This is a genomic window from Variovorax sp. RO1, from assembly GCF_002849325.1.
GTDB lineage: Bacteria > Pseudomonadota > Gammaproteobacteria > Burkholderiales > Burkholderiaceae_C > Variovorax.
The window spans coordinates 13,796-33,793 of record NZ_PKMT01000012.1 but is presented as its reverse complement, the minus strand read 5'-3'; the positions used below and the strand labels follow the sequence as shown (position 1 = coordinate 33,793).

Annotated in this window: 15 protein-coding genes; 1 reads left to right on the top strand and 14 read right to left on the bottom strand. The window is 65.4% G+C overall.

All coding sequences use genetic code 11. The annotated features are described in order from the left end of the window. The 14 genes from CY658_RS32215 to CY658_RS32150 form a co-directional block, all read right to left on the bottom strand. Positions 1–353 (bottom strand): contractile injection system protein, VgrG/Pvc8 family (locus CY658_RS32215; RefSeq protein ID WP_257885048.1); only part of this gene is annotated, 353 nt, incomplete at its 3' end. A 153-nt stretch (positions 354–506) separates the two neighbouring features. Continuing rightward, entirely contained in the window at positions 507–1,025 is a 519-nt protein-coding gene (locus tag CY658_RS32210) for a hypothetical protein (protein ID WP_143713836.1), read from the bottom strand. 69 nt (positions 1,026–1,094) lie between these two features. Further along, the gene (locus CY658_RS32205; RefSeq protein ID WP_101494030.1) at positions 1,095–2,036 is read right to left on the bottom strand and encodes a DUF6708 domain-containing protein; all 942 of its coding nucleotides are present in this window, start codon (positions 2,034–2,036) and stop codon (positions 1,095–1,097) included. A gap of 2 nt (positions 2,037–2,038) precedes the next feature. Next, on the bottom strand, positions 2,039–5,545 hold the full coding sequence (locus tag CY658_RS32200) for a T6SS effector BTH_I2691 family protein (RefSeq protein WP_143713835.1): 3,507 nt from the start codon (positions 5,543–5,545) through the stop codon (positions 2,039–2,041). Positions 5,546–5,583: 38 nt separating this feature from the next. Next, positions 5,584–6,552, bottom strand: coding sequence for a hypothetical protein (locus CY658_RS32195; protein ID WP_101494028.1), 969 nt, complete (start codon positions 6,550–6,552; stop codon positions 5,584–5,586). Continuing rightward, on the bottom strand, positions 6,549–9,344 hold the full coding sequence (locus CY658_RS32190; RefSeq protein ID WP_101494027.1) for a type VI secretion system Vgr family protein: 2,796 nt from the start codon (positions 9,342–9,344) through the stop codon (positions 6,549–6,551). Before CY658_RS32190 ends, CY658_RS32195 begins: the two co-directional genes overlap by 4 nt. Before the next feature lie 38 nt (positions 9,345–9,382). Then, a complete protein-coding gene (gene tssH / locus CY658_RS32185) occupies positions 9,383–12,106 on the bottom strand; it encodes a type VI secretion system ATPase TssH (protein WP_101494026.1) in 2,724 nt (907 codons plus the stop codon). 40 nt (positions 12,107–12,146) lie between these two features. Next, the gene (gene tssG / locus CY658_RS32180; protein WP_101494025.1) at positions 12,147–13,268 is read right to left on the bottom strand and encodes a type VI secretion system baseplate subunit TssG; all 1,122 of its coding nucleotides are present in this window, start codon (positions 13,266–13,268) and stop codon (positions 12,147–12,149) included. Then, positions 13,232–15,082, bottom strand: a complete 1,851-nt coding sequence (tssF, locus tag CY658_RS32175; protein ID WP_101494024.1) for a type VI secretion system baseplate subunit TssF — start codon at positions 15,080–15,082, stop codon at positions 13,232–13,234. The genes tssG and tssF overlap by 37 nt, the downstream gene beginning before the upstream one ends. 29 nt (positions 15,083–15,111) lie before the next feature. After that, the gene (gene tssE, locus CY658_RS32170) at positions 15,112–15,603 is read right to left on the bottom strand and encodes a type VI secretion system baseplate subunit TssE (RefSeq protein WP_095747206.1); all 492 of its coding nucleotides are present in this window, start codon (positions 15,601–15,603) and stop codon (positions 15,112–15,114) included. Positions 15,604–15,715: 112 nt separating this feature from the next. Continuing rightward, positions 15,716–16,228, bottom strand: coding sequence for an Hcp family type VI secretion system effector (locus CY658_RS32165; protein ID WP_062474768.1), 513 nt, complete (start codon positions 16,226–16,228; stop codon positions 15,716–15,718). An 81-nt stretch (positions 16,229–16,309) separates the two neighbouring features. Next, positions 16,310–17,800 (bottom strand): type VI secretion system contractile sheath large subunit, encoded by a 1,491-nt coding sequence (gene tssC / locus CY658_RS32160; protein ID WP_099793842.1) that lies wholly within the window; start codon positions 17,798–17,800, stop codon positions 16,310–16,312. Between the two features lie 2 nt (positions 17,801–17,802). Continuing rightward, the gene (tssB, locus tag CY658_RS32155; RefSeq protein WP_099793844.1) at positions 17,803–18,318 is read right to left on the bottom strand and encodes a type VI secretion system contractile sheath small subunit; all 516 of its coding nucleotides are present in this window, start codon (positions 18,316–18,318) and stop codon (positions 17,803–17,805) included. Between the two features lie 122 nt (positions 18,319–18,440). Then, on the bottom strand, positions 18,441–19,106 hold the full coding sequence (locus tag CY658_RS32150) for a tetratricopeptide repeat protein (RefSeq protein ID WP_257885047.1): 666 nt from the start codon (positions 19,104–19,106) through the stop codon (positions 18,441–18,443). 217 nt (positions 19,107–19,323) lie between these two features. Here CY658_RS32150 and tssJ point away from each other — a divergent pair, with 217 nt between their 5' ends. Beyond that, complete coding sequence (tssJ, locus tag CY658_RS32145; RefSeq protein WP_101494023.1) at positions 19,324–19,944, top strand: type VI secretion system lipoprotein TssJ; 621 nt, start codon at positions 19,324–19,326, stop codon at positions 19,942–19,944. Positions 19,945–19,998: the final 54 nt, after the last annotated feature.

The following is a 19,998-nucleotide window of genomic DNA, read 5'->3' as shown; positions in this document are numbered from 1 at the left end:
AGCCAGGGCTGCAGGTGCAGGCGGTAGCGCGCAAGGCCCCCATCACCGCCCAGCGCATCAACGGCCGTGAGGTAGCCGTGCCAGGTGCGAAAGCTGCCATTGGCCAGCAGCAGGCGCAGGCTCAGCTCTTCACCGATCATCGCGAACGGGTCGAACTCGCTCGACGTGGCGAGCGTGTCGACGGTGAACTCGAAGAGCTCGTTGATGCCTTCGGTGCCGGTGAAGCGCTCGACGACGACGGCGTTCTGCGGCGCCGAGGCGGGCAGCTGCAGCTTGATGAGCCGCGCCTGCTCGGAGAGCCGCGCGACGTTCAGGCCTTCGAGCTTCCATGGCGCTGCGCCATAGGTCGACATGACGCTGCTTGATGTGTCTGATGACATGCTTATCCACCTCCCTGGTGTCAGTGCCGGTCGTACCGGTCTTCGTTCGATGCATGGCCGCGCGCGATCTTCCCGCCCTGTCGGTTCAGGGGCTGGCCGATCGACATCGCGTGGACCGGAAAAATCCTAGTTCGCCAACGTTGCATGTGCGTTTGCTGTGCCACAGCTGAATTTCATGACCGCAGGCGGCGGAAACACGGTGTTCGATCCGAACAGCCAGTAGCGCTTCGCGTTGATCGTGACGGTCTGGGTGAACGAGCCCGTCAGCCCCAGGTCGGAGGCGGTCGGATTCGTCTCGTCGAAGCTCAAGCTTTCCGCAGACGGGAATGGGTCCTTGGGAATGTTGAGGACCACATGGATGGCGGCAGTCGGAATGGTCTCGTTGCCAAGACGGATTCCGAACCAGCTGCGCGTCACGAACGTGGAGGACTTTTCCAGCCACGCGTCATGGACCGAGCAATCGCCAAAGGACGGTGCATCGAAACGAAGCTTCGCCAACAGCCTTCCCTCGGCCCGGCTCTCGTCGCTCGATACCGCGGTGGATGTATCGGAGGTGCTCGTGTTCACCCTATAGCCGCGATAGGCCACCGCCGATGCGACGAGGACTGCGACAACGGATGCGACGAGTAGAGCGAATCGATTCATGGAAAAAGAGAACAGAGGGACAACACGCAGGCGTCTATCGCAGGCGATGGGCGAGGAACGGTGGTGTGGTCACGAGGACGACTTCGAGGCTTCGTCCACGCCGGCAGGCCAGCTCGCTTCTGGAGCGAGGCGCATCACAATGAAATTGCCGATGCCGAACAACAGCCACAGAGGAAACAGCAACGACATCAGCACCATCGTCAGCACGCCGAGGACGCCACGCATGCGCTGCCGCGCGCGTCGCCCCATCTCTGTGGGGGCAAACCACGGCATGGCGAACAACAGGCAATCGATGAAGCTCGGGTTCTGGTTGCGCAGGTTCTGCAGGGGCAGGCCCACAAGGCCTTCGTTCATGTAGCGGCGCAAAAACTCCCACTGCTCTTCGTACTCTAGCGTCGTTTGAGCACCATGCTGCAGACGGAATCGATCCACCGCTTCGAACGAGACCGCCTTGCAAGCCACAAGTTCGAGCGCGTAGCGCTGCGTCACCACTTCGCCACTGGCGCCGATCTGCTTGGTGATCTCGGCCTGGAGCGTGGACCATTCGAATACCTTCACGCGCCCTCCCCAACGGCCAAAGGGGTTGTGATTCCAGACATAGCTGTTGGCGTAGACCTTGCCTTGGGAGCGATTGAAGCGCACAGGCCGGTCCTTGGGCAGGCACAGGTCGAAGCGCAGGAAGAAGATGCCGTGGCTGAGGGCCACAAACCACATCACGATCAACAAACCCACCATCCAGTTGGCAACCCCCTCCCAGGTCGTCACCTTGAACAGAAGATAGCTGAGCCCCAGCCCTACCGCCACGCAGGCTACGCCGCCCCACAGCATGAAGCCCCTGGGAATATCCGAGGCCATCGAGAACTCCAGATAGACCTCGTCCAGATGGTTCAACTCGTCCCAGCTGTCGGCCTTGCCCGAGGGCGGTGCATCCCGCAACGCCAGGTCTTGGGCCCACTGAGGGTGGGCGGGAATGATGCGGGGCGCTCGCAACCGCGTTGTGTCAGTGGGCATGCTCAGTCTTCTTCGTTGAGCACCAGGCTCGCTCGGCCGTGCGGGTCTGAGGTGTCTGGCACGTACTCGGCCGTCAACTCGACGTCCTGAAAGAGCGCCACCGCCACCTCCACGCTGACCTCGGCGACAAGAACGTCCTTATTCTTGCCCTCCAGCCTGTAGGTCGGCCCCACGAGGTTGCGGAAGTATTGAATATTGTCGTTCTGGCGGGGAGCGGCACGGCCCGCAAGGACGACAGCGCCCGGGTCGACCGGGAGCGTGTTGTGCTTTCCGCTTGCAAGCGTCACGCTCTTTGCCTTGTGGCCCTTGACCGCACGCAGCGTCCACTCGAAAGCCGAGTCTGCCGAGTCATAGTTTGGAAACGTGATCTTGGCCTTGACCGTATCCCACCGGAGGTCGGTAAAGCCCCAGCCGTCGTCGTTGAAGCCGGTTTCACCGGCAAGCCCCATGATGATGGCGTTGAGCTGGCTCAGCTCGTCGTCAATTTCCTTGTCCGTCCAGGGACGGTCGGCCGGGTTCTTCGCGTTCGCATAGCGCGACCCCTTGCCCCAATAGCAACGGTCAAGCCAGATGGCGGCCGGGCTGTCCTCGGCTTTCATCGCGAAGTACAGCAAGAACACGCCAGCCACGACCAAGAGCAGCGCCCATCCGATCGGGCCGAGCAGGGCCGCACCGGTGAGCGCGCCATAGATGCCAACGGCCCCCCCCACGACCATCGCGGCACCTGAAAGCGCATAGAGCACGCTGGCATCGGTATCGCCGCGGCGAGCCGTCCTGAGAGAAGCCATCCCGGCCTGCACTCCCTCCACGATCGAGGCCAGCCCGCCAACCGCCCCTCCCAGACGCCCGAGCGAGGTTCCCCATGTCGTCGCACCTATCAGCTTTCGCCCCAGGCCAATGGCTTCGGCAAATGCCCCGATGAATGCGGTGCCGCCCGCTACGAGCAGAACGCGCGCTTCGTTGTTTCCCAGGAAGGTCTTGTCCGCCTTGTTGTAGCTGTCCTTGAGCGACCACCCTTGAACCAGCACCGAGGCCACGGCCAGGATGCCCGAACCGGTACTGCTCAACCTCAGGCTGGCCCGTGTCACGGCCTCCAGCACGTTGGCCGTCCCGGCCTTCGCGGCGCTCGCGCGCGCTACCACCGCATCCACGAACTTCTGCGCACCGGGGCTGATGGTCAGTGGGTGTACGCGCATGACCGTGGCCATCGCAGCGGTTTCGGCTGCGGTGGCAGCCTGGGCGGCCTGGCGCGCCGAGCGCGCGGCGTCTTGTGCAGGAGGCAACGCGTCGATCGCTTTCGTCACGTCGTCCAACTCGTTGAAAGCCCAGCTCATGACCTCGATGAAGCCGTCGCGCGTCTTCTTGTCGCTGATGCGCAGCACACCGGCAACGGACATCGAGCGCACCGTATTCTTGCCCGCCTGGGCCACACGGCGTACGCCCCTGGCCGCGGCGTCGAAAACCATATCGGAGGCGCGAAAGGCCACGTCGTTGAGGTACGCAAGGTACTCGCGCACTTTGATGCGGGAGGTGACGAGGATGATCTCTCGCCGCTCATACAAGAGCACCGCGCCCTGAATCGCACGCAGAACGGTGGCTTGGGCGATCTCGCTGACCGCATGGGCAGCCATGCGCGACAGCGCACTTCCGACAGTGAACAGGCTGTTCGCCACGGCACCGGTGGCCTTGGGAATCCAGCCGCGGCGAATCCGGTCCAGGACAGCCGCGCCTTGGGCGCGAATCGGATTGGGGACTTTGTCCGTCGCTTCGCGCGTGAGGCTGAAGCCTTCTTCGCGCACACCCTTGAGCGTGGTGCTGGTCAACTCCTTGGTGCCGATGATGTTCTTCACCGCCTTGAACAGCTTGCTGCCCTTGTGCAGCTTGTCCTCCGTCGGATCGGCCCCTTCGGGCAGAAGGAACTCGAGCAGTCCTTCCTGGTCGCCAAAAATGGCCGCGTAGATCGGGTTGGCCTCGTCGGTGGGCTTCTTGGCAATGAAGTCTTTCCAGACTTCGTAGACACGGCTGTCCTGCGGCGCCCCCTGGCCCTGAGAAGGGCTTGCGCTGGGTCCCCCGCTGAGCGCGAGGGCGAAAGCCTCGATCAACACATCCTGCTGCGCAGGTGATTCGTTGTCGAAGTCGCGGCGACGCAGCACCCATTCGGGTTGCGCGAGCCAGTACGCGTAGTCGGCATCGTTGCGCACGAGCCAGTCCTGAAAGCGCTTGAGCGTGGCGTTCAGCGTGGTATCGAAGGCATCGCGCTCTTTTTCGCGATAGTATTTTTGCAATGAAGACCACAGGCTCGTCACCTTGGCATCGACACGGTCCTTGCGCGTGGTCGTCGTGGTGACCGTCTGGGCATAGCGCGGCAGATCGTCCACGAAGACCTGCCTCTCGGTCTGCACGTCGGGCAGGCCCTTGCTCGTTTCCTCCTCCAGCAAGGTCGCAGCGACTTGTTCGCCGATCAGGTGCTTCAGACCCAGGATCGATTGGGAAATCAACAACGGCCTTGCAATGCGGACATCACTCAGGTAGCGCTGGCGAGAGTCCATGACCTTGAGTCGCGTCACGTTCAGCTCTTGCACCATGCCCAGGGGATCGTTGAGCACAATGGCGCTGGCCATGAATTGCTGGCCGTTGAACTCGCTCGGCTTGACGGAAAACTTGGCCACCGCCGGCGCCCCACCGGTGCGCATGCTCACGCCGTGCGCACTCTCCCATTCAATGTGGTTGCGCTTCTTCGGGTCGTAGGGGTCGATGGCGTCGTACTCGGTACGCGAACGCGCCTGGGCATCGTTTTCGGCATATTCAAGAACCAGGCGGTTCAGGCGTTTCGTCGTGCTGTCCTCGTCCGGGTGAAGCTGGAACGCATCGGCCACGGTATCGGCTTGTTTGCCGAGAGGGTCTGTACTGAATTCCTGCATGCGCCCGGTTCGCGCGCCGGCGGCACCGGCACCCTCGTACTTCTGGCGCACGCGGCGCGTCCATGGCACGTCGCTGAAAGCGATCCAGAACTTGGTGGGCAGTGCGCGCGTTGCACCCACCGGAATCAACGGGATCGTGATGAAGCTCGCGGGAACGTTGTGTCCTTCGCGCAGGCAGGCCGGCGTCATTTCACGGTCGGTCTTGAAGTCGGGGTCGTCGGGGTCTGCCAGCTTGCGAAGCAGCCCGCTCGCGGTCACGGCATAGGTATGCCAAAGGCCCGATCCAAAATAGACCATGACAAAGCCTTTGCGCAGGGTGCGCAAGGCATAGCGATGACCTTTGAGCCCCTCGGGCGGCTTGCCCTTCAAACCCGTTCCAAGCTTGGCCCATGTGGTCGGATCGGCCACCCCACCGGGCAGGAACGATGGCGTGACCGCATAGCGCAGTGGCAAGACCGGCAGGCCCACCCGACCGCAGAACGCGCACTTTCCGTCGGCGCCCAACGCACACGCTTCGGCAGCCTGGCCGTTCGCGCGAATGGTCTGTGCGCCCGTTGCCGTCCTTGCCTTGGTTTGTTCGGTTCCCATGAGCTTGCGTTCCCCCGTTTTTTTGTCTGATGCGATGGCTACTCGTGCGCACTCGCGGCAATCTCGTCGAGCACAACGTCGGGCAAGGCGGCAACGAGCTGCGCCAGCCCCACCTGGTCATCGGGCGCACCGGCCACCTGACGAATCAACTGCGCGGCCTGCGGATGCTCGGCCCATCGGGAACCCAGCGTGAAGACGTTGAGCGCGTAGAAGACGATGTCTTCTGTGCGGGAGAGGCCGCTGTGCGTGGCGCTGCGTATCGCGGCGTCGATGCGCAACTCAGGCTGCGTGGCGATGGTGATGCCTGAGCGCGTCAGCGCCATCACGACAAAGCGTGCGGTGGCAATGCGCGCCTGCGACGCGAACTGTTCGAGACCCAGCGACACGGCGCTTTCGGCATCGTCTGGCGACGATGCCGATACGATCTTGAGAGCCCCCGCCGTGTCGACAAGCACCCAATGCCTGACCGGCCCCAACCAGCGCCGCAAGAATCCTGCCGCAGCCGGATCGTCTGCCAGCAAGGCCAGTCGATAGGGTTCGAAAAAGGGCAGATAGCGCTGGCGTGCCTGGCTCTTGTCGAACACCACCCCCGCCTTGGACAAGTGGCGCGCCACGGCGGCGGGCGATGCATCACTGCACAGCCAGCCTGCCACATAGGCGCCGTTTACGCTGCGGCAACGCGCAACCGCACTGTCCAGCATGAGATCGATCAGCGCCTCGTCCGCGTAGCCATGCTCACCAGCCACGTACAACTGCAAGAGCTGCGGCAGAAGTTCGATTTCATGTGCCAGATCGGGCCTGTGCACCGGCTCGATGTGCCGCTCCATCGGTCGCTGGCTCAGGTGCGAGGGATGCAGTTCGTCGTACGGCGCAACAGGACAATTGAGGTCGAGCAACGCATAGATGTGAGCGTGGGGATACACCTCGCGCCACTGGAAAAACTTCGCTCGAAGCTGCGCGCGCAGTTCGTCGGCATCGGGCCCGGGTGCTTGATCCGAATTCGTCATTTCTTCCACTCGCAGTCGGCCAGATTTCCAGCCTTCACCGCCTCATTGGTCTTGTCCCCCATCGGCCCGACGAAGTTATGCATCCCCCTGAACGTCACCTTCCCCGGCGCATGGATCTTGATGCTCGACCCTTCCAGCTTGATGTACGCCCCCGCGCTGGTCAGCAGCACGTGCTTGGGTGCTTCGACATCGACGGTCTTCGCCGTGCTGGCGATCGTCACTTTCTTGTCCGCCGCGATCTTGGTGGCCCCAGTCTGGCTCTGCAGGCTCACCTTGCCGCTGGCCGCGTGCAGTGCAATGCCGCGCTCCTGGTTCGGTTCGCCGCCTTCTCCCGCCTTCGCGCCCACGGTGTACAGGCTCACCCCCTTGGCCACGCTCAGAGCGATCTGGCCCTGCGCGGGCAGGTCGATGTCCTGGCTCGCGACGATAGCGGTGTGCTGGCCGCTCACGGCGATCACTTCCTTGGGCGTGACGAAGCCGATGCCCATCGGCGCGCTGAACTGCAGGTGCGGCTCGCTGTACGCGGTGACGCTGCCGTGGCCGCCTTCGGTGGCCTTGATGTCGCTGTTGCTTGATCCGTTGCTGCCCGAGGGTCCGCCGCCTTCCTGCTTGGCCTCCAGCACTTCAGCCACATGCTTCAACGCCGCGATGGCCGGCAGATCATTCGGAGCACCTTCGCCCTTGATCTGCGCCTTCTGCGTCTGCGCGCTCTGCGCAAGCGACGTGGCAAGTTCTTCAGCCTGCTTGGTCTGCTGCTGTGCTTCGCGACTCGCCATGAACGCGCCCTTGGCGTTCGGCTGCGCGTAGGCGCTCACGAGCAGCCCTGAGCCCGCGCGGATCGCGCCTTGCGCGGTGGTCGCCAGCTCGGCGCCGTGGCCGCGGCCCTTGCCGCGCGCGTTGTCGTCCTGCTGCTTGTGGTGGCCCAGGTGCAGGCGGCTGCTGGCCTGGGTGGTGGCCAGGCTGGTGCTGCCCTGCCCCGGGGTGTCGTCGAAGACGAGCTGGTTGTAGCCCCCGTCGCCGCTCTGGCTGGTGCTGAGTTCCTGGGTCTTGATGCCGCTGAAGACGGCGTTGTGCGCATGTTCCTTGGCGCCCTTGCCTTCGCCGGCGAACCATGCGGGCGCGTTGCCGGTGGACTGGGCGGCGCCTGCTGATTTCTGGTTGTGTTGGGCGTCGACCTGGCCGGCGCCGTTGTACAGCGCGGCGACGACGACGGGGCGGTCGATGTCGCCGTGGTGGAATTCCACCAGCACTTCCTGGCCGACGCGCGGCAAACTCATCTGGCCCCAGTTGTCGCCGGCGGCGCTGGCGGCCACGCGCACCCAGGCGCCGAGGCGGTCGGTGGCGGGCGCGTTGTCCTGGCCGTCGGTGCGCGACTGGCGTGCGCTGGACGCACTGCCACGTTGCCAGTGGAATTGCACCTTGATGCGGTGGTCGCGGTCGGTGTGAACCGGGGCATCGCCACCACCCACGCCGATGACGATGGCGCTCTGGCTGCCGTGCACACTGGGCTTGGGGTGGATGCGTTGGCCGTGGCCGTCCAGGCTCAGGGGCCGATAAGGGATGGTCGCGCGCACGGTGGTGAATTCGTTGCGGTAGTGGGTGACGGCGTCTGCTGTCTTGTCGCCGTTGCCGCTGTCGAACACCGTGGCGATGTCGGGCAGGCCCAGTCGCTCGCCGATGCCGGTCTTCAGGTCTTCGTCGAAGTTGTTGCGCGCGATGTGGCGCACGGCGAGCACGGCGAAGCGGCGCTCCTGTTCACTGTCCTTGTCGTGCTGCTCGTGGCCGCTCAGGGTGAAGGTGGTGGCGGGTGCCAATGTGCGCACGGCGCTGCGGCCTTCGAAGCGCTTGTTGCGCAGCTCCAGTGCCTGCAGGGCGTTGGCCAGCAGGCGTTCGCCTTGTGCACTGGTCTCCCAGCCGTAGGCGCCGGGGTCGTCGCTCCAGTGCAAGGTGCGCTGGCCCGCGGCGCGGCTTTGCTGTTGAACGGGGCGTGCGCTCACGCTCTTGTAGTCCCAGCTTTGCTGCGCGAGGCTGTTGGTCTGCAGCTGGCGGTGGCCGCGCCACTGCTGGATGGTGTCTTCGCGCTCGCTGGCATCGGCGCGGTGAAAACGGATGGCGGCTTGCGCGTTGGCGCGGAAGGCGCCGGCGTGGTCGGCGATGACGAGGGTGTGGCTGCCCAGGGCGCCGTCTTTGCCGGTGGCGTGCTCGAACCAGTAGTACAGCCCCTCTTCGGCGAGCAGGCGCGCGACGAAGTCGAAGTCGCTCTCCTGGTACTGGGTGGTGATGCCGCGCACGGGGTAGATGTCGCGCTGGGCGATCTCCCAGCGCCACTGGGGCACGAGCTGGCCCTGGCTCTGGTAGCGACCGAACACGGCATCGACGATGTCGAACACGTTCTGGTGCTGGAACAGGCAGCTGTCCTGGCGATACCTCAGGAAGGCCATCCAGGGTTCGATGACGATGCGGTAGCGCGCCATGCCACCGTTGCTCGACACGCACTCGGCCTCGCTCACATGGCCGTGGAAGGGGCGCAGTTCGGTGCGGCTCTGTGAGGTCTGCAGATCGAGGCGCACGCCCTGGCCGATGAGGGTCTTGAGTTCGATCTGCGCGTCGTCACTCAGTGCGGTGAGTTCGAAGCGAAAGCCGCCGCCGTCGATGCTTTCCACGCCGTCCAGCCGCTCGGCCAGCAGCTTGTTCTCGCCCAGCGGCGTGTGCAGCACCAGCAGGCGCTCGCGCTGCGTGATGCCCGCGCGCATGAGCCCGCCGAGTGAGGCCGATGTGAAGTTCGTCGTCATTGTTCTGGTTCTCCCGTGGGCACGCGCCGTTGCCGCGCCTAGGTGATCCGGTAGCGGAACTCGCCGCTCTTGCCGCAGCTGGCCTTGATCTTCGCGAGCGGCGTCTCGTCGGCCATGCGCGTGAGCACGGCCTCGGCAATCTCGGGCAGCAAGGTGCCGTTGAGGATGTGGTCGACGTTGCGCGCGCCCGAGTCGACCTCGGTGCAGCGTGCGAGCACGGCCTCGACCAGCGCATCGTCCCACTCGAACACGGCCTTGTGGTTCGTCGCGATGCGGTCGCGGATGCGGCCGAGCTTGAGCGCGATGATCTGCTCGAGCACCGCGTCGGTGATCGGATAGAACGGCGCCACCTTCATGCGGCCGAGAAAGGCCGGCTTGAAGGCCTTCATGAGCACGGGGCGCAGCGCGTCGGCCAGCGCGTCGGGCGCGGGGCGTTCTTCATCGGCCTTGTTGAGGCAGGCCTGCATGATCTGTGACGAACCGATGTTCGACGTGAGGATGATCAGCGTGTTGCGGAAGTCGATCTCGCGGCCCTCGGCGTCGTCCATCATGCCCTTGTCGAACACCTGGAAGAACATCTCGAGCACGTCGGGGTGGGCCTTCTCGACCTCGTCGAGCAGCACCACGCTGTAGGGCTGGCGGCGCACGGCTTCGGTGAGCACGCCGCCTTCGCCATAGCCCACGTAGCCGGGCGGCGAGCCCTTCAGGCCCGAGACGCTGTGCGCCTCCTGGTACTCGCTCATGTTGATGGTGATGAGCTTCTTCTCGCCGCCGTACAGGATGTCGGCCAGCGCGAGCGCGGTCTCGGTCTTTCCGACGCCCGAGGGGCCGACGAACATGAACACGCCGCGCGGCTTGTTGGGGTCTTCCAGGCGCGCGCTCGCAGTGCGCACGCGCTGGGCCACGGCGGCCAGCGCGTGGTCCTGGCCGATCACGCGCTCGGCGAGCAGGGTGTCGAGGGCGCGCACGGTCTTGATCTCGTCCTTGACCATGCGGCCCAGCGGCACGCCGGTCCAGGCGGAGACGATCTCGGCGACGACATGGCCGTCGACCTGCAGCGGCACCATCGGCGTGGTGCCTTGCAGCGCGCGCAGTTCGGCGAGCAGGGCATCGAGCTGGTCGCGCGCGGGGTCTGCGATGGCGGCGGTCTTCTTGCGGCTGGCGGCGCGGGCGGGGGCTTTCTCCGCAACTGCGGGTGCGGCCTCGGGCAGCGCCGCCGATTCATCGCGTTGCGCGCGCAGCGCACGGATGCGTTCGACCAGTGCGTTCTCTTCGGCCAGGCGTTGCTGGCTCGCGGCCAGCTCGGCCTGCAGCGCACTCTTCTGTTCCGCCAGTTCGGCAAGACGCGCTTCATGGCGCCCGCCAGCCGCGGTGTCGCGCACCAGCGCGGCGCTCTCGGCCTCGATGCGTTCGAGGCCGCGATTCGCTTCCTCGATCAGCGCCGGCGTCGCGCTCTGCCCCAGCGCCACTTTCGCGCACGCGGTGTCGAGCACGCTCACCGCCTTGTCGGGCAGCTGCCGTCCGCTGATGTAGCGGTGCGACAGGCGCACGGCCTCGGTGATGGCTTCGTCGAGCACGCGGATGTTGAAGTGCTTCTCCATCAGCGGCACCATGCCGCGCAGCATGGCGGCGGCCAGTGTCTCGCTGGGCTCCTCGACCTTCACGACCTGGAAGCGCCGCGCGAGCGCCGCGTCCTTCTCGAAGTATTTCTTGTACTCGCCCCAGGTGGTGGCGGCGATGGTGCGCAGCTCGCCGCGTGCCAGCGCGGGCTTGAGCAGGTTGGCCGCATCGCTCTGCCCGGCCTGGCCGCCCGCGCCGATCATGGTGTGGGCCTCGTCGATGAAGAGAACGATCGGGTGCGGACTCTTCTTCACTTCGGCAATCACGTTCTTCAGGCGGTTCTCGAACTCGCCCTTCACGCTCGCGCCGGCTTGCAGGAGGCCCATGTCGAGCGTGTGCAGCGCCACGGCGCGCAGCGACTCGGGCACGTCCTGCGCCGCGATGCGCAGTGCCAGCCCCTCGACCACGGCCGTCTTGCCGACGCCGGCCTCGCCCGTGAGGATGGGGTTGTTCTGGCGACGGCGCATCAGGATGTCGATGACCTGGCGGATCTCGGTGTCACGGCCGATCACCGGATCGAGCGCGCCGTCGCGCGCGCGCTGCGTGAGGTTGGTGGTGAACTGGTCGAGCGCGGGCGTCTTGCCGGGCACGCCCGCGGCCAGCGGGTCGGCCGGCGCTTGCTGCGCATCGCCTTCGGCCGCCGCGCCCGAGGCGCCGGCTTCGGCCGCTTCGCTCGACCCGTCGGTGAGCTTGTCGAAGTCGTGCTTCAGGTCTTCGAGGCGGATCTTCGCGAACAGCGGCGAGCCGCGCTGCGCGAGCTGCGCGAGATCGGGCTGGGTCAGTAGCGCGAGCAGCAGGTGGCCCGAGCGGATCTGCGCCGCGTGCGCATCGAGCGAGGCCAGCAGCCATGCCTGCTGGAACAGCTGCTGCAGATGCTGCGAGAACACGGGCGTGCGCGTGTTGCCGTTCTTGAAGGTCTGGATCTCGCGCTCCAGGTCCGACTGGATCGCGCTGGCGCTGATGCGGTTGGCGTGCAGCACGCGCGCGAGGTCGTTGTCGGTCTGCTCCAGCAGCGCCAGGAACAGGTGCTCCAGGTCCACCTCGTAGTGGCCGTGGGCCAGGCACAGGTTGGCGGCGCGCTGCGTGGCCATGCGTGCGCTGGCGTTGAGCTTGGTGATCAGTGTCTTCAGCGAGGTGCTCATGAGCGGTGGTGTTCTTCTGTCGGTCGTGTTCGTTGAAAGGTCACTGCAGGGGCTGAAGCTCGTACTGCGTGTCGCTGCGATCGCTCTCGGCCTCGCAGGTGGTGATGAAGCTGTCCCAGCCGAGGTGGCTGCCGCCGCTGTCGCTGAGCTGCACGGCGGCCACTTCTTCGCGCGCCAGGATCAGGCGCACTTCGTATTCGCAGGTCACGCCGGCGAGCAGCGCCAGCATTTTTTCGAGCGCCTTCGCATGCGCGCGGCCCGGAAAGAACTCGCGCAGCGCGCTGCGCTTGAGTGGGCCGATCCACAGGCGGATGCGCAGGTCGCGCTGCCAGATGCGTTCGCCCGCCATCGCGTTCTGGCCCAGGCTCACGTTGCCCTCGCCCAGTTTGGAGCGCTGCTGCACGGGCATGTCGTACCACTTGCCGAGGAACTGCTCGATGCGGATGTGGCTGCGGAAGTAATCGGACAGCACGCGCTGCAGGTAGGCCGCCGACATTGGCCGGTGACGCACGGCGGCGGCGTAGCCGGCCACGGTTTCGTCGAACACGGTGCCCGTGCCATCGGTCAGCGGATCGCGTTGGGCCGTGTGCTCCAGCCCCGCCATCGACAGCAGCACCGGCAGGTAGGCGCGGCTGCGCTCGTGCTCGTAGTGCAGCGGCAGGCGGTACTTGCGCCAGGCCGCATAGAACAGCGCGGCGGCGCGGTTGCTGAACACGTCGAGAAAGGCGCGCGCCGAGCTGTCGCGCAGATGCTGCTCGCGGCGCATCAGCATCTCGGTGTAGACGATGGGCAAGGCGCCCGACACGCCCAGCATGCCGAACGACGCGGGCGTGAGTTCGATGCGGCTCAGGCCGTGCTCGTCCTCATGCGGCAGTGGCGGCTCGCACAGCTGCGCACCCGACATCAGCTCGCCCACGGCGTCGCGCACCGCCAGCGCCTCGATCTCGCTGGGCGGGAAGTTCAGGCTCGTGGAGCTGCGAAAGCGCACCCAGCGCGGCACCATGCGCTCGCCGGGTACCAGGCGCTGGTGCACGTCGCGCTCCTGCCGCTTGAGCAGCATGAGCTCGATCAACCGCACCGCCTGGAAAAACTCGAAGCGGTAGGGTTCGCGCAGCAGCCTTTCGGCTACAGGAGGATCGATTCGCCGCTGCGGGGCTTGCATCGCACCAGCTCCTCCTTGTCGCGCGCCGAAACGATCACCAGTTGGGTGAAGCTGTTCAGGTGCACATAGAGACCGAAGAAATGGTCCATCACGCGGGCAAAGGCCTGCAGGCTGCTGCCCACGAAGCCGGTCTCGTCGACCGTGAGCTTGAGCTCGATGCCGCGCACGAAGGTCGCGAAGGGCTTGCCGGGCAACCACTGGGTGGTGGCCTGCTGCTCGATCGCGGTGATGGCCTCGATCTGCCGCGCCGACACGGCCGAACGGCCCAGGTCGTACAGCCGCAGCATCTCTTTCAACGCCGGCAACCCGCTGGTGGCCAGCGACAGATGGTTGAGCGACAGGTGCGACACCAGCCGCCACTGCACGCCCTTGCCGCGCGGCATGCGCAGCGTCTGCGTCGGGCGGCGCAGCATGCGGATCGAGCGCGCCACCGAGTTGCCCTCGATGAACAGGTCGCCGCCGGGCAGGCCGAAGGCCAGCGAATGCGGCAGGTCGCGGTTGGTGCAGGTGAGGTCGATGCTCAGCGTTTCGGTCTGCGGCAGCGAGGGCTGGAAGTCGATGTCGACGATCGAAAGCTCGGTCTCGTAGCCCGGGCTGCGCTGCGCCACGAGTTCGTTGCGGCGCGCAAACCAGTAGTGCTCGGCCTCCTTCGGATGCTCGCCGTGGTGCAGCGAATAGAAGGGCCGGAACTCGATGTAGGCGTCGCCCTCGGCGGTCTGCTTCACGAGCTTGACCGAGTCGATGCTGTAGACCTCGAAACCGAAGGCGCGGCGCGCATCGGCCACCACCGGGTACGCGGCCGCAGCGTGCGTGACGCGAATGGGGTCGCTGCGCTGCTTGAAGAGGTTGATGACGGGCGTGCAGCCCAGGCGCAGGTTGCGGCTCGACACGCCTTCGAGCAGACGCGCCGTGGGCGAGTCGGCGCGCACGTCGGTCATCACCAGGTGCAGCGTGATCGAGCGGCACGAGCCGATGTGGCGCAGCGCGTTCGCCAGGTCGATGTCGACGAAGTTGAACTTTTCGGGAAACGCGAAGTACTCGCTGAGCAGGCGGTAGGCCGGGTGCGAGCGCGCCGGCAGTTCGATGAGCGCATCGGCCTCGTCGAAGCCGACGGGGTGCAGCGCCTCGCCCTGCACCAGCGTCCACTTGCCGCTGCGCTCGGGCTCCACGAAGACGGCGGCCGTCTTCAGAAAGATGGCGTCGGCCAGCGCCGTGGCCAGCGAGGGCTCGGCATCGATGAAGGTGCGCAGGCGCGCCAGCGTGAGCGCCAGGGTGCCGAGCGACTTCTGCTCGCCGGTGGCCTCCAGCGTGACCGACAGGCAGCCCGTGGCGTTGCGCGGCAGCGAGGCCTGCGCGGGCGCGTTGACCACCGAGTGGTAGACCACGTTCGACACCTGCACTGCTGCCAGCGTGACGTCGTACACGCTGCGAAAACGGCAGGCGCCGCCGCGCACCGGCTGCGAGGTGAGCTCGGTGCCGCGCGCGATGGTGATGGGCTTGCTGAGCTTGGCGAGCGCCGCGCCGCCGGCATCGAACTGCGCAATGGAGCACGACGGAAAGGGCCGCAGGTAGTGCGGGTACATCACCTCGAGCAGCGCTTCGGTGAGCTCGGGGTAGTCGTCGTCGAGCTTCTTGCTGATGCGGGCCGTGAGCAGTGCGAACGACTGGATCATGCGTTCGACGTGCGGGTCTTCGCTGGCGTCGGCCGAGATGGCCAGGCGCGCCGCGATCTTCGGGTAGCCCTTGGCGAACTCCTGCGAGTAGCCGCGCAGGAAGGCCAGCTCGCGTTCGTAGAAGGGCAGCAACTCGTCCATGGTGTGCGTCGTGTGCGCGGATCGTGGCGCTAGGCGTACCGACTCTTGCCGGTGCCGCGGGTGATGGAGTACTGCAGCGTCGTGGGCTGCAGCATGGCGTCGAAGTTCACCGGCTCGGCCAACTCGGGCAGCACGAGCAAGGCGGTGATTCCGAAATAGAGCATGTGGGTGCTGGCCTGGCCGTCGACCTCGAGCGACACCGAGACATCGCGCAGGCGCGACTCGTGGCGGGCAATGGCCTGCTCCAGCGAGCGGCAGATGAACGAGCGGTCGTAGTGGCTGGCCAGGCTCAGGCCCGAAAAATCGCTCAGCCCGTAGGTCATGACGGAACGCCGGCACTCGGGGTAGGCCTCGAGCTTGGCGTCGTCGAAGACCATGCGCGTGTTGAGCAGGGATTCGAGGTCGCGTGCGACCACGTTCTTGACCTCGTCAAGCGACAAATGGCGCAGCACCGGCGAAGCCGGACCGCGCCAGTCGTCATCGAACAGCTTGTCGAGCAGGCCCGGTTCGAATCCTGTCATGGGTCACTCCCTGTCTCTCGCGTCGGACAGCGGGCACGCAAGGCGCCGCGCGGGGGCGCGGCGCCAAAAAGAAACCGCGGCCTGCGCCGCGGTCCACGTTGCCCGACTGGTGTCAGACCGAGTAGGTCTTGTCGTTCTTCGTGAGGCTCCAGGCGCCTTGCGAATTGCCGCCCTGGTTGCCGCCGATCTTCTGTTGCGTGTACTTCCACTGCACGGCGGCGTACTTCAGCGAGAAGGTCTCGCTCGGCACGCTGGCCACGTCGGTGCTCACGACCTTCGGGTTCACGCTGGCGATCAGCACGTACTTGAGCTTGATCTCCATGTACTGCACGCGCTTGCCTTCGCCGTCGGCACGGTAGAACTGCACCGTGACTTCGTCGAAGGTGGTGCCGCCCGACGCGTGCTGGTACAGCAGCGGGCTGACGACGTCCATGTCCTTCGTGAAGATCATCTCGCCGTGCTCGCAGCGCTCGGCGGTGTGGCCGCCGGCGGTCGACGCGGTGGCCGAGCGCGGTTGCACGATGCTGTGCTGCCACGAGCTGACTTCGATCCAGTCCTTGTGGTCCTTGTCCTGCGACTCGCCGTTGATGGCCGGGCTGCCGAACTTGACGTAGATATCTTTCATGTTTCTTCCCCTTCTTGATTGATTACTGACAGTTAACGTGTTGAAGCACGGCCCCTCGGCCGCGCGCCCCGATCTGCCTCCTTACTTATTCACTGACTTCGGCAGATCGGCGACCAAGCGCAGTGAAATAGACAGTTCATCCAGCTGGAAGTGCGGGCGCAGGAACGCGACCGCGCGGTACACGCCGGGCCGACCGGGCACTTCGCCGACCTGGATGGCGGCTTCGCGCAGCGGGAATTGGGCTTTCTGTTCCTGCGTCGCGTTGTCGTCGAGCAGCACGTACTGCGCGATCCAGCGGTTCAGGAACTGTTCGACGTTGTGCGCCGAGGCAAAGCTGCCGATCTTGTCGCGCATCATGGCCTTGAGGTAGTGCGCGATGCGGGACACCGAGAAGATGTACTGCAGCTGCGCCGACAACACGGCGTTGGCGTTGGCACTGTCGGTGTTGTACTTCTTGGCCTTCTGCAGCGACTGCGCGCCGAAGAACGCCGCGTAGTCGGAGTTCTTGCAGTGCACAAGCGGAATGAAGCCCAGGTCGCTGAGCTCTTTTTCGCGCCGGTCGGTGATGGCGATCTCGGTCGGGCACTTGAGAGCGATCTCGCCTTCGTCGGTCTTGAAGGTGTGCGTGGGCAGGTCTTCGACCAGGCCGCCACCTTCGACGCCGCGGATGGCCGCGCACCAGCCGAAGTCGTCGAACGCGGCCGTGAGGCGCGTGGCGAAGGCCCAGGCGGCGTTGCACCAGAGGTACTTGGCGTGGTCGGTGCCGTCGACGTCTTCGACGAAGTTGAAGCTGTCGACCACTGTGCCGTCACGCGGGTGATACGGCAGGCGGCCGAGGAAGCGCGGCAGTGTGAGGCCGACGTAGCGCGAGTCTTCCGAATCGCGGAACGACTTCCACTTGGCGTATTCGACGGTGTCGAACACCTTGGCCATATCGCGCGGCTTGCCCAGGTCGGAGAAGCTCTCCAGGCCCAGAAGCTCGGGCGAGGCCGCGCCGATGAAGGGCGCGTGGGCGGCAGCCGCCACGTGCGCCATCTGGTCCAGGAAGTACATGTCTTCCGGCTGGCGCGTGACGTCGAAGTCGCCCACCAGCGCGCCGAACGGCGCACCGCCGAAGGTGCCGAACTCTTCTTCGTAGACCTTCTTGAACATCGCACTCTGGTCGAACTCGACGGCGGCCTTGAAGTCGCGGATCAGGTCGCGCTTGGTGGCGTTGATGACCTTGATCTTGAGCATCGTGCCGGTCGGCGTTTCCTTGACCAGGTACTCCAGGCCGCGCCACGTGCTCTCGAGCTTCTGGAACTCGGGCGCGTGCATCACGGCGCTGAGCTGCGCGGAGATGAGCGCGTCGAGGTCGGCCACGCGGGCGTCGATCATGGCCGACACGTTGTCGGAGACGATCACCGAGCCCTCGAGGACCTGGCTCACGAGTTCGCCGATCAGGTCCTTGGTGCGCGTGTGTTCCACGTCGGACTTGGCGACCTTGCTCTTCTCGACGATCTGGTCGAGCAGGTCGACCGTGGCTTCCGATGAAGCGGCACCGCTCGATGCCGATAGTGCTTGCGCGGTCATGGTCAGCTTTCGTCCTTCTTGCCAACGCCCTGTCCCAGGCGCTGGAGTTGCTCGGTGTTGTTCAGCACGTCGGCCAGCAGGTCTTCGAGCTTGCTGTTGCCGGCCATCTTGTTGCGCAGGTCGGCCAGCTTGGTGCGCGCGTCGAGCAGACGCTTGAGCGGCTCGATCTGCTCGACGACGGCTTCGGGCGAGAAGGCGTCCATCGAGTTGAAGGTGAGGTCGACACCGAAGCTGCCGCCGCGCCCGTCGAGCTTGTTCGGCACCTGGAACGCGGCACGCGGGGCCACGCCCTTCATGACGTCGTCCATGTTGTCGCGGTCGATGCTGACGAACTTGCGGTCCTTGAGCTTGGGCTGCTCCACCTCGGACTGGCCCGCCAGGTCGGCGATCACGCCGACGACGAAAGGCAATTCCTTTTTCTCGATGGCGTCACCGAGTTCCACGTCGTACGTGAGTTGCACGCGCGGCGGGCGCACTTTTTGAAGCCGCTTCTGCACGCTCTGTCTTTTGGTCGCCATAAGTTTCGATACCTTCGCAATAGGACTGAGAAACGAATTAAAAAGTTGTACGGCCTATTCCTAAAACCGCACGCCCATTCGTTAATACATTGGTTTAAAAACCAATTTCAAAAACAAAATAATTACTTGAGGGCGTCAAATGGATTGCCGCCGCCGGCGCGCGGGGCGGGCGCGGCAGGTGCCGGGCGCGGCGCAGCGACCGGAGCGGGCCGTGCGGCGGCGACCGGGGTCGGCGCGGCGGATGACGTCGAAGGCGCGGGCGCCGGGTTGGACGCTGCGGCGCGGCGCGTGGGCGCCGGCCGGGCTTCGGGGCCGGCGGGCACCAGGACCGACAGGCCCAGGGTTTCGCGCAGCAGGGCGGCCAGGCGGTAGGCGTCGGCGTTGGCGTCGCCGCTCAGGCTGCTGTCCTTGCCCAGGTCCTCGATGGAGCGGGCCGCAAGGCGCAGGCCGCCCACGGCGGTGATGCTCTTGGCCTGGCGGCTGGACGGGTCGCGGCGCAGCGACTCTTCGGCAGCCGAGATGGCCAGGCTGTAGCGGCCTTCGTTGAAGTAGATCTGCGCGATGCGCGACCACGGCTCACCGCGGGTCGGGTTGTCGGTGGCGAGCTGCTGGTACTGGCGGATGACGGGCGCCTTGTCGCCGGTGGCCGCTGCCGCGCTGGCATCGACCTCGGCAAGGCTCTTGTTGTAGGCCGCGGTGGCCTGGGCAACGGCCGCGTCCGGCGTGGTGGTACAGGCCGACAAAAAGACGGTGCTCGCAATGGCACCGGCAATCATCGTGCGAGACATGATTTTTCGAATCGACACATTCCCCCCTGATCTGACTTTTTAGCTGGCCGCAATCATTCATTAAATTGCGACCGTTGACAATAACAATACACGATACTACAGCCGCGTGGATGGCAAATGACGGGAGCGGATTAATGCTAATTTCCTAATCGAAAGTCATTTTCGAAATCGGTTAATCCTATTTGGTCCATCAAAATATTGTTACGACTCGCTTTTAATGAAAATATTAATTACATCTGGCGCGCTGCTGGCCGCGTTGATGCTCGGCGGGTGCAGTTCGCCGGCGCTCACGATCGCCAACATCGCGCTCGAGGCGAGCGGACTGAAGAAGCCCGAGCTGCCCGAGTCGCAGAAGCCGCCGCGCAAGGTGACGATGTCGATCGCCGCGGGCAAGAACCTCAACGCCGACGGCCGCAACCGCCCGCTGTCCGTGGTGATGCGCATCTACAAGCTGAAGGAAACGACGGGCTTCTACCAGTCGTCCTTCGATGCCTTCGTCACGCCGGGGCGCGACAAGACGCAACTGGGCGACGACCTCGTCGAGAGCCGCGAGATCACGCTCATTCCCGACCAGCAATACACCTGGACCGAGATGGTTCCGCGCACTGCCAACGCGGTGGCCGTGGTGGTGCTGTTCCACTCGCCCGACGCACAGCGCTGGCGCTTCGCCTTCAACGCCGCCGACGCCGAAAAGACCGGCATCGTGATGGGCGCGCATGCCTGCGCGCTCACCGTCACGACAGGCGCGGTGGTGGGCCAGCAGAACGCGCAAGGCGCGGCCCCCACGGGCGCGCTCAACCTGTTGGGGCCGGTAACTTGCCGGCCCTCGCCCGCCTGATCTGCACCGACGGCGGGCCTGTCAAGTCGACATGACGATGCGATACATTCCAAA

What these genes read in the sequence shown, in the direction of transcription:
- CY658_RS32210 (WP_143713836.1), bottom strand. Translation starts at nt 1,025, where the DNA reads ATGAATCGATTCGCTCTACTCGTCGCATCCGTTGTCGCAGTCCTCGTC.
- CY658_RS32205 (WP_101494030.1), bottom strand. Translation starts at nt 2,036, where the DNA reads ATGCCCACTGACACAACGCGGTTGCGAGCGCCCCGCATCATTCCCGCC.
- CY658_RS32200 (WP_143713835.1), bottom strand. Translation starts at nt 5,545, where the DNA reads ATGGGAACCGAACAAACCAAGGCAAGGACGGCAACGGGCGCACAGACC.
- CY658_RS32195 (WP_101494028.1), bottom strand. Translation starts at nt 6,552, where the DNA reads ATGACGAATTCGGATCAAGCACCCGGGCCCGATGCCGACGAACTGCGC.
- CY658_RS32190 (WP_101494027.1), bottom strand. Translation starts at nt 9,344, where the DNA reads ATGACGACGAACTTCACATCGGCCTCACTCGGCGGGCTCATGCGCGCG.
- tssH (WP_101494026.1), bottom strand. Translation starts at nt 12,106, where the DNA reads ATGAGCACCTCGCTGAAGACACTGATCACCAAGCTCAACGCCAGCGCA.
- tssG (WP_101494025.1), bottom strand. Translation starts at nt 13,268, where the DNA reads ATGCAAGCCCCGCAGCGGCGAATCGATCCTCCTGTAGCCGAAAGGCTG.
- tssF (WP_101494024.1), bottom strand. Translation starts at nt 15,082, where the DNA reads ATGGACGAGTTGCTGCCCTTCTACGAACGCGAGCTGGCCTTCCTGCGC.
- tssE (WP_095747206.1), bottom strand. Translation starts at nt 15,603, where the DNA reads ATGACAGGATTCGAACCGGGCCTGCTCGACAAGCTGTTCGATGACGAC.
- CY658_RS32165 (WP_062474768.1), bottom strand. Translation starts at nt 16,228, where the DNA reads ATGAAAGATATCTACGTCAAGTTCGGCAGCCCGGCCATCAACGGCGAG.
- tssC (WP_099793842.1), bottom strand. Translation starts at nt 17,800, where the DNA reads ATGACCGCGCAAGCACTATCGGCATCGAGCGGTGCCGCTTCATCGGAA.
- tssB (WP_099793844.1), bottom strand. Translation starts at nt 18,318, where the DNA reads ATGGCGACCAAAAGACAGAGCGTGCAGAAGCGGCTTCAAAAAGTGCGC.
- CY658_RS32150 (WP_257885047.1), bottom strand. Translation starts at nt 19,106, where the DNA reads ATGTCTCGCACGATGATTGCCGGTGCCATTGCGAGCACCGTCTTTTTG.
- tssJ (WP_101494023.1), top strand. Translation starts at nt 19,324, where the DNA reads ATGAAAATATTAATTACATCTGGCGCGCTGCTGGCCGCGTTGATGCTC.